Annotated in this window: 12 protein-coding genes; 5 read left to right on the top strand and 7 right to left on the bottom strand. The window is 72.3% G+C overall.

Features of this window, described 5'->3' with window-relative positions; all coding sequences use genetic code 11:
• Positions 1-13: 13 nt before the first annotated feature.
• Complete coding sequence (locus ACZ4UV_RS24280; RefSeq protein ID WP_390048406.1) at positions 14-808, top strand: metal-dependent hydrolase; 795 nt, start codon at positions 14-16, stop codon at positions 806-808.
• Between the two features lie 41 nt (positions 809-849).
• On the opposite strand, the gene ACZ4UV_RS24275 is transcribed toward ACZ4UV_RS24280, so the two are convergent.
• From ACZ4UV_RS24275 to ACZ4UV_RS24260, 4 genes are all read right to left on the bottom strand, one after another.
• Positions 850-1,110, bottom strand: a complete 261-nt coding sequence (locus tag ACZ4UV_RS24275; RefSeq protein ID WP_293999140.1) for a type B 50S ribosomal protein L31 — start codon at positions 1,108-1,110, stop codon at positions 850-852.
• A gap of 45 nt (positions 1,111-1,155) precedes the next feature.
• Positions 1,156-1,626, bottom strand: coding sequence for a DUF5709 domain-containing protein (locus ACZ4UV_RS24270; protein WP_390048408.1), 471 nt, complete (start codon positions 1,624-1,626; stop codon positions 1,156-1,158).
• Positions 1,627-1,830: 204 nt separating this feature from the next.
• Positions 1,831-3,612, bottom strand: coding sequence for an ABC transporter ATP-binding protein (locus tag ACZ4UV_RS24265; RefSeq protein WP_451017469.1), 1,782 nt, complete (start codon positions 3,610-3,612; stop codon positions 1,831-1,833).
• On the bottom strand, positions 3,609-5,390 hold the full coding sequence (locus tag ACZ4UV_RS24260) for an ABC transporter ATP-binding protein (RefSeq protein ID WP_351492012.1): 1,782 nt from the start codon (positions 5,388-5,390) through the stop codon (positions 3,609-3,611). Before ACZ4UV_RS24260 ends, ACZ4UV_RS24265 begins: the two co-directional genes overlap by 4 nt.
• Positions 5,391-5,587: 197 nt before the next feature.
• Here ACZ4UV_RS24260 and ACZ4UV_RS24255 point away from each other — a divergent pair, with 197 nt between their 5' ends.
• Positions 5,588-6,391 (top strand): L,D-transpeptidase family protein, encoded by an 804-nt coding sequence (locus tag ACZ4UV_RS24255; protein WP_390048414.1) that lies wholly within the window; start codon positions 5,588-5,590, stop codon positions 6,389-6,391.
• A gap of 26 nt (positions 6,392-6,417) precedes the next feature.
• Here ACZ4UV_RS24255 and ACZ4UV_RS24250 read toward each other — a convergent pair whose 3' ends face one another.
• Positions 6,418-8,445: an N-acetylmuramoyl-L-alanine amidase gene (locus ACZ4UV_RS24250; protein WP_451017468.1), complete on the bottom strand. Its 2,028-nt coding sequence runs from the start codon at positions 8,443-8,445 to the stop codon at positions 6,418-6,420.
• 215 nt (positions 8,446-8,660) lie between these two features.
• A complete protein-coding gene (locus ACZ4UV_RS24245; protein WP_467840576.1) occupies positions 8,661-10,175 on the bottom strand; it encodes a M1 family metallopeptidase in 1,515 nt (504 codons plus the stop codon).
• A gap of 142 nt (positions 10,176-10,317) precedes the next feature.
• Here ACZ4UV_RS24245 and ACZ4UV_RS24240 point away from each other — a divergent pair, with 142 nt between their 5' ends.
• Both ACZ4UV_RS24240 and ACZ4UV_RS24235 read left to right on the top strand, forming a co-directional pair.
• A complete protein-coding gene (locus tag ACZ4UV_RS24240; protein ID WP_467840573.1) occupies positions 10,318-11,913 on the top strand; it encodes a peptide-N4-asparagine amidase in 1,596 nt (531 codons plus the stop codon).
• A gap of 205 nt (positions 11,914-12,118) precedes the next feature.
• On the top strand, positions 12,119-13,459 hold the full coding sequence (locus tag ACZ4UV_RS24235; protein WP_451016433.1) for a cation:dicarboxylate symporter family transporter: 1,341 nt from the start codon (positions 12,119-12,121) through the stop codon (positions 13,457-13,459).
• A 63-nt stretch (positions 13,460-13,522) separates the two neighbouring features.
• Here ACZ4UV_RS24235 and ACZ4UV_RS24230 read toward each other — a convergent pair whose 3' ends face one another.
• Entirely contained in the window at positions 13,523-13,975 is a 453-nt protein-coding gene (locus ACZ4UV_RS24230) for a MarR family winged helix-turn-helix transcriptional regulator (RefSeq protein ID WP_467840570.1), read from the bottom strand.
• Between the two features lie 94 nt (positions 13,976-14,069).
• On the opposite strand from ACZ4UV_RS24230, the gene ACZ4UV_RS24225 reads away from it, so the two are divergent.
• Entirely contained in the window at positions 14,070-15,992 is a 1,923-nt protein-coding gene (locus ACZ4UV_RS24225) for an ABC transporter ATP-binding protein (RefSeq protein WP_467840568.1), read from the top strand.
• Positions 15,993-16,012: the final 20 nt, after the last annotated feature.

Below are 16,012 nucleotides of genomic sequence, written 5' to 3'. Positions count from 1 at the left end.
GCGGACAACGGCCATGATGGGACCAGCACACTCACTGTCGGGAGCCGCCGCCTGGCTCGGCGTCGGAGCGGCGGCCGCCGCGGCCGGGCACGCGATGCCCTGGCCGGTGCTGCTGGTCGGGGCGCTGATCTGCGCCGGTGCCGCGCTCGCCCCCGACCTCGACCACAAGGCCGCGACCATCTCACGCGCCTTCGGACCGCTGTCGCGCTGGCTCTGCGAGATCGTCGACAAGCTCTCCTACGCCGTCTACAAGGCGACCCGGAAGCAGGGCGACCCGCGCCGCTCCGGCGGCCACCGCACCCTGACCCACACCTGGCTGTGGGCGGTGCTGATCGGCGGGGGCTGCTCGGCCGCCGCGATCCTCGGCGGCCGCTGGGCGGTGCTGGCGATCCTCTTCGCGCACATGGTGCTGGCGATCGAGGGGCTGCTGTGGCGGGCGGCCCGCGGCTCCAGCAGCGACGTCCTGGTGTGGCTGCTGGCCGCGACCAGCGCCTGGATCCTGGCCGGCACCCTGGACAAGCCGGGCAACGGCTCGGACTGGCTGTTCACCCAGCCCGGCCAGGAGTACCTGTGGCTGGGGCTGCCGGTGGTGCTGGGGGCGCTGGTGCACGACATCGGGGACGCGCTGACCGTCTCCGGCTGCCCGATCCTGTGGCCCATCCCGATCGGCCGCAAGCGCTGGTACCCGGTGGGCCCGCCGAAGGTGATGCGGTTCCGCGCGGGCAGCTGGGTCGAGCTGAAGGTGCTCATGCCGGTGTTCATGGTGCTCGGCGGCATAGGCTGTGCGGCCGCCCTGAACGTGATCTGAGCCGTGGCCCGGCCGGCCGCCGGACCGGTGCGCCCCGCGGGTCAGCCCGCCGTCCCCGAGCCGCTCCCGTAACGGCGCTCGAACGCGGCGACGCGCCCCTCGGTGTCCACCGTGCGGGCCTTCCCGGTGTAGAAGGGGTGGCTCTCGGACGAGATCTCCACGTCGACCACCGGGTAGGTCTCGCCGTCGTCCCACTCGATGGTCTGGTCGCTGGTCGCCGTGGACCGGGTCAGGAAGGCGTATCCGGCGGCGCGGTCGCGGAAGACCACGGGGTGGTAGTCGGGGTGCTTGTCCTGCTGCATGGCGGCTCCTCGAAGGACGGGGCGGACGGGCAGGGGCGGGCGGGCTCAGCCGTAGGCGGTGTCCTCGTCGACGATGTGCATCGCGGCCTCCTCCGCGGAGGCCCCGGCGCCGTCGATGCCGATGTCGGTCGCGACGAGGCCGTTCTCGTCGTCCTCGTGCGCCCCCTCGTTCGGGGCCACGAGCCGGCCGGAGCGCAGGTCGCCCACCTCGTTGTCCAGAAGTTCGCCGTCGCTGCCCTGGCAGTCGCCGATGCCGTCGCCGTCGGGGACGGCCGGCTCGGGCAGCTCCTCGGCGAGCCGCTGGTCCAGGGTCTCGCCCCGGTGGCGCTCCGCCGCGGTCACCCCGGTGTGCTCCACCGCCCACGGCCGCTCGGGCGGGGACCAGCCACGGTCCAGGGGATCGCTGACGCCGTCGGACTCCAGTGTGTCCTCCACGTCGAGCAGCCCCGTGTCCTCACGGATCTCGGATCCGTCGGGCTGGTAGACGTCGTCCCCCCATCCGTCGGCGGTGGTCACGGCTACCTCCAGGGAGTGAGGACGCGGTCCGCGGGGCGGGCCGCCGGCACGCCCGGCACGGGTGCGCGGCGCGAACCGTACGGTTCCCGGCCGGTCCCCGAACCGGTGCCGCTCTCCAGCCTTCCACCCCAGCTCGCACCCGCGCAACGGCACGGGGCGCGACCTGCGGCGCACCGCACCCCGTGCCCCGGCCGCCGCGGCCTGTCACCCGTGCCACGACCGCCACAGCGCCGCGTAGGCGCCGTCGGCGGCCACCAGCGCGTCATGGCTGCCCAGCTCGCTGATCCGGCCGTTCTCCACCACGGCGATGACGTCCGCGTCATGGGCGGTGTGCAGCCGGTGCGCGATGGCGACCACCGTGCGGCCGTCCAGGACCCGGGCCAGGGACCGCTCCAGGTGGCGGGCCGCGCGCGGGTCCAGGAGCGAGGTCGCCTCGTCCAGGACCAGCGTGTGCGGGTCGGCCAGCACCAGACGGGCGAGCGCGATCTGCTGCGCCTGCGCCGGGGTCAGGGCGAGCCCGCCGGAGCCGACCTCGGTGTCCAGGCCCTCCTCCAGGGCCCGTGCCCAGCCGTCCGCGTCGACCGCCCCGAGCGCCGCCCACAGCTCGGCGTCCGCCGCGTCGGTCCGGGCCAGCAGCAGGTTGTCGCGCAGGGAGCCCACGAAGACGTGGTGCTCCTGGTTGACGAGGGCGACGTGGGAACGGACCCGTTCGGCGGTCATCCGGGACAGTTCGGCGCCGCCCAGGGTGATCCGGCCGGCCCGGGGCGCGTAGATCCCGGCGAGCAGCCGGCCGAGAGTGGACTTGCCCGCGCCCGAGGGGCCGACCAGGGCCAGCCGGGTGCCGGGCGCCACCTCCAGCGAGACCTGGCGCAGCACGTCGACGCCTTGCAGGTACCCGAAGCGGACCTCGTCGGCGTGCACCTCGCGGCCCGCGGGGGCCAGCGAGGCGTCGCCGGGGTCCGGCTCGATGTCCCGCACGCCCACCAGCCGGGCCAGCGACACATGCGCGACCTGGACCTCGTCGTACCAGCGCAGGATCAGGTTCACCGGTTCGACGAGCATCTGCGCGATGAGGGCGCCCGTGGTCAGCTGGCCGACGTCGAGCCAGCCGTGGAGGACGAAGACGCCCCCGATCAGCAGCACCGAGCCGAGCACGGTCGTGTGGGTGGCGTTGGTGACCGGGAAGAGCACCGAGCGCAGCCACAGCGTGTACCGCTCCCAGGCGGTCCATTCCTTGACCCGGCGATCGGACAGGGCGATGCGGCGGGCGCCGAGACGGTGCGCCTCGATGGTGCGCCCGGCGTCCACGGACTCGGTGAGGGCGGCGGCCACGGACGCGTACCCGGCGGCTTCGGACCGGTAGGCGGAGGGGGCCCGCCTGAAGTACCAGCGGCAGCCGACGACCAGGGCCGGGAGGGCGAGCAGCACGGCCGCGGCCAGCGGCGGCGCCGTGACCACGAGCCCGCCGAGCAGCAGCACCACCCACACGACACCGATCGACAGCTGCGGCACGGCCTCCCGCATGGCGTTGGCGAGCCGGTCGATGTCGGTGGTGATCCGGGACAGCAGATCGCCGGTGCCCGCCCGCTCCAGGACGCCCGGCGGCAGCCCGACCGACCGGACGAGGAAGTCCTCGCGCAGGTCGGCCAGCATCCGTTCGCCGAGCACGGCACCCCGCAGCCGTACCTCCCGCACGAACACGGCCTGGACGGCGAGCGCGAGCACGAACAGGCCGATGGTCAGGCCCAGACGGAGCTCGCGGGCACCGTCCGACATCCGCTCGATCAGCCCGCCGAGCAGGTACGGGCCGACCATGGAGGCGATCACGGCCACCGTGTTGACCAGTACGAGCAGGGAGAAGGCCCGGCGGTGCCGGCGGAACAGTTCGGCCACATAGGCGCGCACGGTGGAGGCGGCGCCGATGGGCAGGGTGGTGGCTGTCGTCGGGGCCGCCGGGTCGTAAGCCGGTGGTGCGACGCCGATCATGCGCTTTCCTCGATCTCTTCCAGCGCGCCGCTCAGCAGCGCGGTTTCGTCGGCCGTCTCCCGGGTCACGACCGCCCGGTACCGAGGCTCGGTGCGCAGCAGTTCGCGGTGTACCCCGACCGCTTCGACCTTGCCCTCGTGGACGAGGACGACCCGGTCGGCCCGGTCGAGCAGCAGCGGCGAGGAGGTGAACACCACGGTCGTACGGCCGGACCGCACCTCGCGGATGCCTTCCGCGATCCGCGCCTCGGTGTGCGAGTCGACGGCGGAGGTCGGCTCGTCCAGGACGAGCACCCCGGGGTCGGTGATCAGCGACCGGGCCAGCGCGAGCCGCTGGCGCTGGCCCCCGGACAGGGACCGGCCCCGCTCGGTGATCCGGGCGTCCAGCGGGTCGGTGACGTCCAGCGAGCCCTGGACCAGGGCCTCCAGGACGTCGGCGCACTGGGCGGCGGCCAGCGCGTCCTCCGCGCGCACGGACCCGGAGGCCGGCACGTCGAGCAGCTCCCGCAGCGAACCGGAGAGCAGCACCGGCTCCTTGTCCTGGACGAGCACCGCGGTGCGGGCGGACTCCAGCGGCAGTTCGTCGAGGGGGACATCGCCGAGCAGTACGGAGGGGGCGGCCTCGGCGGGGTGGCCGCCGAGCCGTTCGGCGAGGCGACCGGCCGCGTCGGGGTCGCCGCAGACCACGGCGGTCAGCCTGCCCGCGGGCGCCAGCAGACCGGAGTCGGGGTCGTGCAGGTCGCCGTCCGGCACGGCCTCCGCGCGCGAGCCGCCGATGTCCGTGGCCCGCTCCAGGGAGAGCACCCGGGCGGCCCGTTTCGCCGACGGCCGCGAGAAGGAGTACGCCATGGCGATCTCGGTGAAGTGCTGCAACGGGTAGTTGAGGATCATGACGGAGCTGTAGACGGTGACCAGTTCGCCGACGGTCACCCGGCCCTGCCGGGCGAGGTGGACGCCGTGCCAGACCACCGCGATCAACAGCAGGCCGGGCACCAGTACCTGGATCGCGGCGATCAGGGACCACATCCGGGCGCTGCGTACGGCGGCGTGCCGCACCTCCTGGGAGGCGCGCCGGTAGCGGTCGAGGAAGAGGTCCTCGCCGCCGATGCCGCGCAGTACCCGCAGCCCCGCCACGGTGTCCGAGGCCAGCTCGGTGGCCCGGCCGGCCTTGGCCCGCTGGAAGTCGGCGCGCCGGGTCGCCCGGGGCAGCAGGGGCAGCACGGCGAGCGCCACGAGCGGCAGCCCAGCCGCGACCACCCAGCCGAGCGCGGGCTGGTAGAAGAGCAGGCCGACGCCGACCACGACGACCGTCAGCGCGGCGGCGGTGAAGCGGGAGACCGCCTCCACGAACCAGCCGATCTTCTCGACGTCGCCGGTGGAGACGGCCACCACCTCGCCGGCCGCCACTCGCCGGGTCAGCGCGGAGCCCAGCTGGGCGGCCTTTCGGGCGAGTAGTTGCTGGACCCGGGCGGCCGCGGTGATCCAGTTGGTGACGGCGGCCCGGTGCAGGAAGGTGTCGCCGACGGCGATCGCCGTGCCGCACAGCACCAGCAGGCCGCCCGTCAGGGCCAGCCGGGTGCCGGAGCGGTCGACCACGGCCTGGACGGCGAGGCCCACGCAGAACGGGAGCGCGGAGACGGAGACGAAGTGCAGCAGTCCCCAGGCCAGTGCCTTGAGCTGACCGCCCAGCTGATTCCGCCCCAGCCACCACAGGAATCGGGGACCCGAACGCGCGTCCGGCACGCCTGGATCGGAGTACGGAAGATCTTGAATCTGCATGGCGTCCCAGCGGCTCGGGTCGGGGGAGGGGTGGCGACAAGCCGTGAAAGGTTCGCGTCGGAGCATCGTCGAAATCAAACGGTTTTCCCGGCCGGCCGTCGAAATCCGCCCCCTTCCGGCCAGGGCTTGCCGCTCAACACGCACCGAATGACAGCAGATCTAATAGATTGCTCGGTATGTGATGTCAGGATGGCCGGGTGCAGATCAAGAGCGTGCGGCGGACGACCGTCACGGCGGCGGCGGTCATCGGGGCCGTCCTGCTGACCCTGAGCGCCTGCGACGCCTCACCGAGCGGTGGCGCGAAGAACGGTCTGCCGCGGCCGCACGCCGGAGCCCCGAGAACCCCGTCGGCCCCGGGAACCGCCGTGTCGGCCCCGGACTGGCAGCAGCCGGACCGGGCCGTGCCCGCCGGGGATCCCGGCCGGCTGCCGGGGGTCGGCGAGCTGCTGCGGGCGGAGATCCCCGCGGACTCCCGCCAGGTCGTCGCCGTGTACGGGGAGGGCGCGGACTCGGCCGACTCCACGGTCGTGCTCTACACCCGGGACGAGGGCGGCTGGCGCCCGGTGGGCAGCTGGCCCGCCCACAACGGGCGGTCCGGCTGGACCACCGACCACTTCGCGGGCGACGGACGCAGCCCGGTCGGCGTGTTCACCGTCACCGACGCCGGCGGTGTGCTCCCCGACCCGGGCACCCGGCTCTCCTACGCCCAGGGCCGGGATCTCTACACGCCCCCGCGCTACTGGAGTCCGGCCTACCGGCACGACTTCGACTACGTCATCGCCATCGACTACAACCGCCTGCGGGGCACACCGCCGCACGACACCACCCACCCGTGGGGCGCCGGCCGGGGCGGCGGCATCTGGCTGCACCTCGACCACGGCAGCGGCACCTCGGCATGCATCGGCCTGCCCAGGGAGGCCATGGAGTACCTGCTGCGCACCCTCGACCCGGCCCGGGATCCCGTCGTGGTGATGGGGGACAGGCCGAACCTGCTGTCCTAGCGCGGCCCCGGGCCCCGGTGCGGTGGTCACTGTTCGTCCGGGACGGCCTCGCTCCCTGCCGAGCCCGTCGTGCCGATCGTGCCGGTGGTGCCGGAGGTGCCGGAGGTGCGCGAGTCCAGCACGTCCACGTCGTCCGCCCGGACGTAGGCGAGCCGGTGACCGAACTGGATCTCGTAGTACTTCTCCTGACCCACCACCACGGGCTGAGGAGTGGCGGAGAAGGTCGACCGGTCGACGTAGGAGCCGCCGAGGGCGGACTGCGTCACATACCGCTGGCCCGCCCGCAGGCTGTACGGCAGCGGCGACTCGTCCTCCTCCTCCATCCCGTCCGGGTAGGCCTCCTCCTCCGGGAGGGCCCGTCCGAACACCGGGATCTCGTCCAGGCCCTCCTTGGGCGTCACCATGCGGCCGCTCGCACCGACGGCCGTCGGGTGCGCCGTGGGGTTCTTGAACCACGCCTTGTTGCCCTGGTACCAGATCGCCGTCCACTCGCCGCTGCGGTCGGCCACGGCGAAGGTCTGGCCGGTGGAGACCCGCGAACCCAGGTCGCTCACGTCCTCCGTGGACGGGTCGCCGTCCGGCCGGCGGCCCGGGTCCTGGATGAGCGGGGCGTTCTCGTCCGGCCGGGTGTGGAGGCGGACGGCGCTGGAGCCGTGCGGCAGGCATCGTTTGCCGTCGCCGTCGCACCCCGTGTACCGCGGTTTGTGAGTGGCGTAGTCCGGCAGGATCATCACCATGGGGCTGTCCGGTCCTGCCGTGGCCTTCAGCGGTGCGCCGAGGAGGTCGAAGTAGTGCCGCCAGTCCCAGAACGGCCCCGGGTCCTCGTGCATCTCGGGGATGCTGTCGCCGGTCGGGGACGGCACGTTGTCATGGCCGAAGATGTGCTGCCGGTCGATCGGGACGCCGTACTTCTTCGCCAGGTAGCGCACCAGCCGGGCCGATGACCGGTACATCTGCTCGGTGTACCAGGTCCCCGGGTGGGTGAGGAAACCCTCGTGCTCGATGCCGATCGAGCGGGCGTTCACGAACTTGCTGCCGGAGTGCCAGGCCTCGTCCTTGGTCCTGACGTGCTGGGTGATGTGGCCGTCGCTGGAGCGGATCGAATAGTGCCAGGACGCCTCGGTCGGGTCCTGCACGGTCTTGAACATGTTCGGCAGCGTCGACTCGGTGTCGTGGATGACGATGTACTCGATCCGCTGGTCCCGGGGCCGGTCGGCGAGGTCGTGGTTGCCGTAGTCGCCGTCGTCGTCGATCTCCTCGTAGGGCGCGGCGAGCCAGTCGCAGGCCAGTTCGGGCGGGCACTCGACGTTCTTGGGCCGTTTGGGGGCCTGCGGGCCGGGGTGCGGGCTGACGCCGGGGGTGGCGGGGAGGGTGACCTCCTGTCCGTCGGCGGTGGTGCGGTGCGCGCCCCGGCGGATCAGACCGAAGACGTCGTTGGCGTACGTCGTCGCCGACGCGACGTCACGGGTGCCGGGGAAACGTTCCACCGCCTGCCACCAGTCCTCCGGGTCGGCGCTGAGCGGCTTGCCGAGATGCCGTTGCGTCGCGGCCAGCAGCGCCGCGCCGCCGCGTACGTTGGCGACGGCGTCCGTCCGCAGCTTTCCGGCGGGTACCTTGATCAGCCGTGCGGCGTGTTCCAGGTCCGCCGGCTGCACGGCGTGGCCGCCCACCGCGAACGCCGTTCCCGCGAGCGGGTCGCTCTTCCCGCCGTCCGGCGCCGCGGGGCCCGCTGCGGGTGACCGCTCCGCGACGCGGGTACGGGCGGTGTCCACCAGGTGCATCGGACCGTAGCCCCCCGCGATGCTCGGGGTGCCCGCGTGGATGTCCCAGCGCGACTGCATGTAGGACACACTCATGAGCACGCTGCGCGGCACGTGGAACTCACGTGCGGCGTCCGTGAAGGCGTTCTGCAGACGCTGGTCCTCCGCTTCGTCGGTGCCGGACGCCGGGAGGATCAGCAGGGGTGGCAGCAGCGCGGCCGTCGCGATCAGGCAGGCCGTCAGACGGCACGTCCGGAGGGCACCGGGCACACGTGGAGCGTCAGTTCTTCTCATACCAGAGGGTCTCCAACCGCTTGCTGAGGGTCTCCAAGCACGCTCGTCGCAACCAGGGCAAGGGGGTTGCCCTTCACGTCACCCCTCGTACGTTTCCGTGCCCGGCGCGACCCGGCGCGCCGAGCGTCGACCGGGTGGCCCAGCGGTCCGGCAGAGGCCACCCGGTCGGCGGCAGTGGCCGGGCAGCCTGGCGGGCCGCGACGCGCCGGGCGGGATCAGTCCTCGACCGGGTCCACGTGCCAGTCGGGGTGGCCCGGCATCGGCGGGGTGTCGGGCCCGTACAGCCACGGCGTCAGAAACGGCGTCAGATCCTCGCCCGCGACCCTGGAGGCGAGTGCGACGAAGTCCCGGGTGCCGGCCGCGCGGCCCCGGTACTCGGTCACCCAGGCCCGCTCGATCCGGTCGAACGTCTCGTCACCGACCTTCTGCCGCAGGGCATACAGCACCAGTGCCGAACCGTCGTAGCGCATCACCTTGAAGAGCGTCGGCCCGGTGGGCTCGGCGGGCGCCCCGTCGTCGTGGCGCCACTGGTCGTGCTGCTCGTACGCCGCCCGCATGGCGTCCTCCATGCCGACGCCGCCGTGCTCGTCGGAGTACAGCCGTTCGTAGTAACGGGCATGACCCTCACTCAGCCACAGGTCGGACCACCGCCGGACGGCGACGCTGTCCCCCGTCCAGTGGTGCGCCAGCTCGTGGATCAGATTGCGTTCGGCGTCGACCCGGTCGCCCAGCAGGTCGTCCTTCGGTACGAGGGACAGCGACTGCGTCTCCAGCGCCACCGGCAGATCGGTGTCCCCGACCAGTACGCCGTAGCGGCGGAACGGGTACGGGCCGAGCCGCCGTTCCAGCCAGGCGAGGTGCTCCGGGGTGAGCGAGCGTTCGGCCTCGGTGTCCGCGACCAGGTCGTCCGGCACCACGTCCCGCACGGCCAGCCCGCCCGGCCCCCTGCCGGCGACGAACGTGAACTTCCCGATCGCCAGCTGGACCAGCTGTGCCGCGATGGGCTCCTCGGAGTCGTACGTCCACTGCATCCGCCCGTCGGGCCGCCGGACGCGTTCGACGAGCCGGCCGTTGGCCACCGCGCTCAGACCGGGCGGGGTGGTGATGTGGAAGGTGACGGGCGCCCGGAGGCTGGGGTGGTCGTCGGCCGGGAAGATCATCTTGGCGCCGTCGGGCTGTGCGCAGACCAGGGTGCCGTCGGGGGTGGGCACCCAGCCGTACTCGCGGATCGCATCGCTCCGGTGCCGTCGCTGGGTCGGATCGGCCGTGTAGGCGACGTGGACGGTGAACGTGCTGCCGCGTGGGATCGGCCGCGCGGGCGTGACGACGAGTTCGTCGCCGTCGCGAACGGCGGTCGCCGGCGCGCCGTCGACGGTGACCCGGTGCAGCGTGTTGCCCGCGAAGTCGAGGTCGAAGCGCGACAGGGCCTGGGTGGCGGTGGCGCTGATGGTGGTACCGGCAGGGAAAGGTGTCCCGGGCGCCCGCCAGTCGAGGTCGAGCGTGTAACGGCGGACCGTGTAGCCGCCGTTGCCGTCCAGCGGCATGAGCGGGTCGCCGATCCCGGGGGCGCCGGGAGACGGGGCGGCGCCGGCCGGGACGGCCGAGGCGCCGGGGGCGGCGGAGCCGTGGCCCCGGTGCGGGACACCGCCCGAACAGCCGGTGCCGGTGAGCGCGACGACTCCCGTGAGCGCCAGGACGGTGCGCAGGGCGCGAGCGGTCATGATCTCCATGCCAGCACTGTGACAGCGTCATCCGCTAATAGCACTATTTGTGCCCATGGCGTGCGCCCGTCCGGGCCGGGTGGCCGAACGGGCCGCTGTCGACCGGCCCGGGCGTTGCGGCCGACGGCCAACTCCCCGTAGAACACCGGCCATGAGAAGACGGATCGTCATGTCCATGCTCGCAGGAGTGACCCTCCTGGCGAGCGCGCTCCTCGGTACGGGGGCGCCCGCCGCCCGTGCCGCCGACGTCCCGGCCGAGTTCGGCACCGACTGGCACGACCCGGTGACCGCGGCCCCGCCGGTGTCCGTGCCCAAGGCGGCCACGTCCTGCCAAGTCGTCCTGGCCGAGGCCCAGTTCCGCGACTTCACGCCGTACCGGGGAACGTACACGCCCCCGCAGGGCTGCGGCGACCGGTGGAGCAAGGTCGTCCTGCGGCTGGACGGCAAGGTGAAGGGCCGTCAGTACGACCGCCTGGGCTACCTGCACGTCGGCGGCGTCGAGGTGCTGCGCACCTCCACCCCCGAGCCCTCGCCGGACGGCATCGAGTGGCACGTGGAGAAGGACGTCACCCGCTACAGTGACACCTTCCGCGGCACGCAGGACGTCGAGATGCTCATCGGCAACGTTGTCGACGACACCTACACCGGCGTCATCGACGTCAAGGCCACGCTCACCTTCTACGCGGGACGCCCCGCGGCCTCGGTCCCCGACAAGGTGCTGACCCTGGCCGACGGCACCACCCTCACCACCCCGCGCAACAGCGAACGCGTCGTCGCCGAGGTGTACGCCACCGGATCCGGCGGCGGCTGCGAGGAGTTCTGGTATCTGACCGTGGCCGACCCGGCGTCGTACTCCTGCAAGGCGGACAAGGGCCCCTACCGGGAGGTGCAGATCAGGGTCGACGGCCGGCTGGCCGGAATCGCCGCGCCGTTCCCGAACGTGTGGACCGGCGGCTGGTCCAACCCGTTCCTCTGGTACGTCATACCGGGCCCGGGCGCCTTCGACGTCCGACCGATCGCATACGACCTGACGCCGTTCGCGGGACTCCTCGACGACGGCCGCCCGCACCAGGTCGAGGTCTCCGTCGCCGGCGTGCCCGAGGGCCAGGCCGGCTGGAGCGCCCCCGTGAACGTGCTGGTCTGGCAGGACGCGCACCGGTCCCAGGTCACCGGCGGGCTCACCGAGGTGAAGGCCTCCGAGCCCGTCAACTCCTCGGTCTACACACCGGGGTCGGGGGAGTACCGGGTCGACACCGACGCCGGGCACCGGCTCACCGTCTCCGGATACGTCGACACCTCGCACGGCCGGGTGACCACCACCGTCAGCCGCACGCTGGCCAACACCTCCGTGCACCGCTGGAACGACGGCGAGACGACGGACGCGCTCGACGCCACCTGGACGGACGACCAGAGCGTCACGGTGAAGGCCGGCGGTGCACCCCGGACGACCCGCACCGACCGGACCTACACCATGAACGGCGCCACCACCATCGGCACCGACGACCGGCTGCGCACCCAGCTCACCCTCGGCGACCGGGCGGCGGTCGGAGGGTCCGGAGGCGCCTGGGCACGGCTCGACGACACCTACAGCGGGGACGCGACGTACACGCTCGGCGTGCCGCGCGACCAGCGGCACGCGGTCGGGACGTCGAGCGAACGCTACCGGCTGTACGGCCCGGACGGCTGCTACGACCGCTCGCTGGCGACCGAACAAGGAGTGCTGACGGTGGACCGCAGCCGCTGCTGAGCGGTCGCTGCCGAGCGTCGGCCGCCGAGCCGAGCCGGCCGAGTTGTGTGCGACGCGTCACTCCGCCCGTGATTTACACGGCCGTGACACGGCGGTCTCGAACGGGATCAAGAACACCCCCAGAGTGATCGGCGCGGAAGCTGGTTTCCGTATCGCAGAAGTCCCGCTCGGCTTCGGCGAGTCGATCCCCCCACCAGGAGTGCCCGTGCCGCCGTCCGTATCGTCCCTGCCGGGACGCGTCGCACGCATACTGCGTACCTCTCTCTTCGCGCAGGTCGCCTGCGCGCTCGTGCTCGGCATCGTCGTCGGGCGGCTGTGGCCCGGGTTCGCCTCGGATCTCCAGCCGCTCGGCGACGGTTTCACCCGGCTCATCAAGACGATCATCTCGCCGCTGGTGTTCTGCGTGGTCGTCGTCGGCATCGCCAAGGCCGGCGACCTCAGGGCCTTCGGGCGGATCGGACTCAAGGCGCTGGTCTGGTTCGAGGTGGCCAGTACGCTCGCGCTGGTCATCGGACTCCTCGCCGCCAACCTCGTCCAGCCCGGCGCCGGGATGCACGTCGATCCGGCCACGCTGAGCGCCAAGGCGGTCGACGCCAAGACGGGCGGCGGCTCGCTGCCCTCGACCACCGAGTTCGTCCTCGACGCCCTGCCCACCAGTTTCATAGGCGCCTTCGCCGAGAACTCCCTGCTTCAGGTGCTCGTCCTGGCCTGTCTGGTGGGCGCGGCGCTGCTCCACCTCGGGCACACCAAGGTGCCCCAGGTGCTGCCCGCCGTCGAGCAGGCCCAGGAGGTCGTCTTCGCGATCGTCGGCTTCGTGATGCGCCTCGCCCCGATCGCCGTCTTCGGGGCGACGGCCGTCCTGATCGGCCAGTACGGGCTCGGGGTCATCGAGACCTACGCCAAGCTCATCGTCCTCTGCTACGCGGCCGCCGCGCTCTTCGTCGCCCTGCTCGCCGTCGCCCTGAAGGCGCTCACCGGGCTCAGCCTCTGGAAGTTCGTCCGCTACATCCGTGAGGAGTTGCTGCTCGCGCTCGGCACCGCCTCCACGGAGTCCGTGCTGCCGCGCGTGATGCAGAAGCTGCGCGGGGCGGGTGCCCGGGACGACGCGGTCGGCCTGGTGGTGCCCACCGGCTACTCCTTCAACCTGGACGGCGCCTCGCTCTACCTCTCCATCGGCACCTTGTTCATCGCCCAGGCCGTGGGCGTCGACCTGAGCCTCGGTCAGCAGATCACCGTGGTCCTGGTGCTGATGCTCACCAGCAAGGGCATGGCCGGCATCCCCGGTTCGGCCTTCCTCGCCCTGTCCGCGACCGTCTCCTCGCTCGGGGCGATCCCGGCCGGTGCCGTCGCCCTGCTGCTCGGCGTCGACCGCATCATGGACTCGATGCGCGTCGTCACCAACCTGCTCGGCAACTGCGTCGCCGTCTTCGCGGTCTCCCGCTGGGAGGGCGCACTGGACGTGGAACGGGCGAAGCGGGTGCTGGGCGGTGGGACCGCGGTCGTCGAGACGGCGGAACAGGCCGAGGAACTGGTGTCCGAGAGCTGACCGGACGACGAGAAGCGGCTCCCCCTCCGGAAGGACGGGCAGGGTGAGCCGCTTCGCCGTGCCTCAGCAGTGCTTCGCCGCCACCGGCCCGTCGACCAGCGTGTCCAGGAGTCTGCCCAGCACCTCCCGCTGCTCCGGCGAGAGTGGAGCCAGGATCTCCGCGGCCGCCGACCTCCGTGCCGCCCGCAGCTCGCGCAGGGTCTCGTGCCCCTCGTCCGTGATCTCGATCCGGGTCACCCGGCGGTTCGTCGGATCCGGCACCCGGCACACCTTGCCGCTCGCCTCCAGGCCGTCGACCAGGGTCGTCACCGCGCGCGGCACCACCTCCAGACGCTCGGCCAGGTCGGCCATGCGCGGGGGTGCCTCGTAGTGCGCGAGGGTGCGCAGCAGCCGAGACTGGGCCGGGGTGACGCCCAGATCGCGCGCCGCGAGATGGTGCTTCTGGATGCGCCACACCCGTCGTGTGAGGCGCAGCAACTGCTCGGCGAGCGGGCCGTCGGGGTCGGGGGTGCTCATACGGGAACAATATCAGGACTATGTTCATTGTGAGCATAGGTAACAGTGAGCTAAGCTCCGTTAGTCCGTACACACCGAACCATCCGTAGGAGCCATGCCCCGAGACGAGATCAACTGGACCCCTGACGCCACCGCGGCCGGTCAACCCCGCCAGGTGCGCCGCATCCTCAAGCTCTTCCGCCCCTACCGCGGCCGGCTCGCGATCGTCGGCCTGCTGGTCGGCGCCGCCTCGCTGGTCTCGGTCGCCACCCCCTTCCTCCTGAAGGCGACCCTCGACACCGCCATCCCGCAGGGCCGCACCGGACTGCTCAGCCTGCTCGCGCTGGGCATGATCCTCAGTGCCGTCCTCACCAGCGTCTTCGGCGTCCTGCAGACGCTGATATCCACCACGGTCGGCCAGCGCGTCATGCACGACCTGCGCACCGCCGTCTACGGCCGGCTGCAGCGCATGTCGCTCGCCTTCTTCACCCGCACCCGCACCGGCGAGGTGCAGTCCCGCATAGCCAACGACATCGGCGGCATGCAGGCCACCGTCACCTCGACGGCCACCTCCCTGGTCTCCAACCTGACCAGCGTCGTCGCCACGATCGTCGCGATGATCGCCCTCGACTGGCGGCTCACCGTCGTCTCGCTCGTCCTGCTCCCGCTCTTCGTGTGGATCAGCCGCCGGGTCGGCAACGAGCGCAAGAAGATCACCACACAGCGCCAGAAGCAGATGGCCGCGATGGCCGCGACGGTCACCGAGTCGCTCTCCGTCAGCGGCATCCTGCTCGGCCGCACCATGGGCCGCGCCGACTCGCTCACCGCCTCCTTCGCCGAGGAGTCCGAGCAACTGGTCGGCCTGGAAGTCCGGTCGAACATGGCGGGGCGCTGGCGCATGGCCGTGATCACCATCGTGATGGCCGCGATGCCCGCCGTCATCTACTGGGCCGCCGGCATGGCTCTCCGGATGGGCGGCCCGCAGATCTCGCTCGGCACCATCGTCGCCTTCGTCTCCCTCCAGCAGGGCCTGTTCCGCCCGGCCGTGAGCCTGCTGGCGACCGGCGTCCAGATCCAGACCTCGCTCGCTCTCTTCCAGCGCATCTTCGAGTACCTCGACCTGCCCGTCGACATCACCGAGCGCGACGAGCCGGTCCACCTCGACCGCGTGAAGGGCGAGGTCCGCTTCGAGAAGGTCGAGTTCCGGTACGACAGGGACAACGACAAGGTGGGTCCCGTCCTCGACGGCATCGACATCACCGTCCCGGCCGGCACCGGCCTGGCCGTCGTCGGCCCGACCGGCGCCGGCAAGTCCACGCTCGGCTACCTGGTGCCCCGGCTCTACGACGTCACCGGCGGCCGGGTCACCCTGGACGGCGTCGACGTCCGTGACCTCGACTTCGACACCCTCGCCCGCGCGGTCGGCGTCGTCTCCCAGGAGACGTACCTCTTCCATGCCTCGGTCGCCGACAACCTGCGCTTCGCCAAGCCGGACGCCACCGACGAGGAACTGCACGCGGCCGCCCGCGCGGCCCAGATCCACGACCACATCGCCGCGCTGCCCGACGGCTACGACACCGTCGTCGGCGAACGCGGACACCGGTTCTCGGGCGGCGAGAAGCAGCGGCTGGCCATCGCGCGCACCATCCTGCGCGACCCGCCGGTCCTCATCCTGGACGAGGCGACCAGCGCCCTGGACACCCGCACCGAACACGCGGTCCAGGACGCCATCGACGCCCTGTCGGCCAACCGGACGACCATCACCATCGCCCACCGGCTCTCCACGATCCAGGACGCCGACCAGATCGTCGTCCTCGACTCCGGGCGGGTGGCCGAACGCGGAACGCACGAGGAACTGCTGGAACTCGACGGCCGGTACGCGGCGCTGGTGCGCCGGGACGCCCGGCTGGAGACGGCGGCGGAGTCGGCACCGGGGCAGCCCGGAACCGGCGAGCCCGCTCAGCGGGGGGCGGCCCTGCGGCCGGTGCGCAGGCGGGGTGACCGGGGACGCAGGCACGCGACACCGCCGACAGGCTGAGGCCGACACATCGCAGCCGA

It is taken from the genome of Streptomyces sp. NPDC028289, from assembly GCF_055565975.1.
Note: the sequence above shows the minus strand (reverse complement) of the source record. Positions and strands in the feature narration are given on the sequence as shown.

What these genes read in the sequence shown, in the direction of transcription:
- ACZ4UV_RS24265 (WP_451017469.1), bottom strand. Translation starts at nt 3,612, where the DNA reads ATGATCGGCGTCGCACCACCGGCTTACGACCCGGCGGCCCCGACGACA.
- ACZ4UV_RS24240 (WP_467840573.1), top strand. Translation starts at nt 10,318, where the DNA reads ATGAGAAGACGGATCGTCATGTCCATGCTCGCAGGAGTGACCCTCCTG.
- ACZ4UV_RS24260 (WP_351492012.1), bottom strand. Translation starts at nt 5,390, where the DNA reads ATGCAGATTCAAGATCTTCCGTACTCCGATCCAGGCGTGCCGGACGCG.
- ACZ4UV_RS24245 (WP_467840576.1), bottom strand. Translation starts at nt 10,175, where the DNA reads ATGGAGATCATGACCGCTCGCGCCCTGCGCACCGTCCTGGCGCTCACG.
- ACZ4UV_RS24225 (WP_467840568.1), top strand. Translation starts at nt 14,070, where the DNA reads ATGCCCCGAGACGAGATCAACTGGACCCCTGACGCCACCGCGGCCGGT.
- ACZ4UV_RS24230 (WP_467840570.1), bottom strand. Translation starts at nt 13,975, where the DNA reads ATGAGCACCCCCGACCCCGACGGCCCGCTCGCCGAGCAGTTGCTGCGC.
- ACZ4UV_RS24280 (WP_390048406.1), top strand. Translation starts at nt 14, where the DNA reads ATGATGGGACCAGCACACTCACTGTCGGGAGCCGCCGCCTGGCTCGGC.
- ACZ4UV_RS24250 (WP_451017468.1), bottom strand. Translation starts at nt 8,445, where the DNA reads ATGAGAAGAACTGACGCTCCACGTGTGCCCGGTGCCCTCCGGACGTGC.
- ACZ4UV_RS24275 (WP_293999140.1), bottom strand. Translation starts at nt 1,110, where the DNA reads ATGCAGCAGGACAAGCACCCCGACTACCACCCCGTGGTCTTCCGCGAC.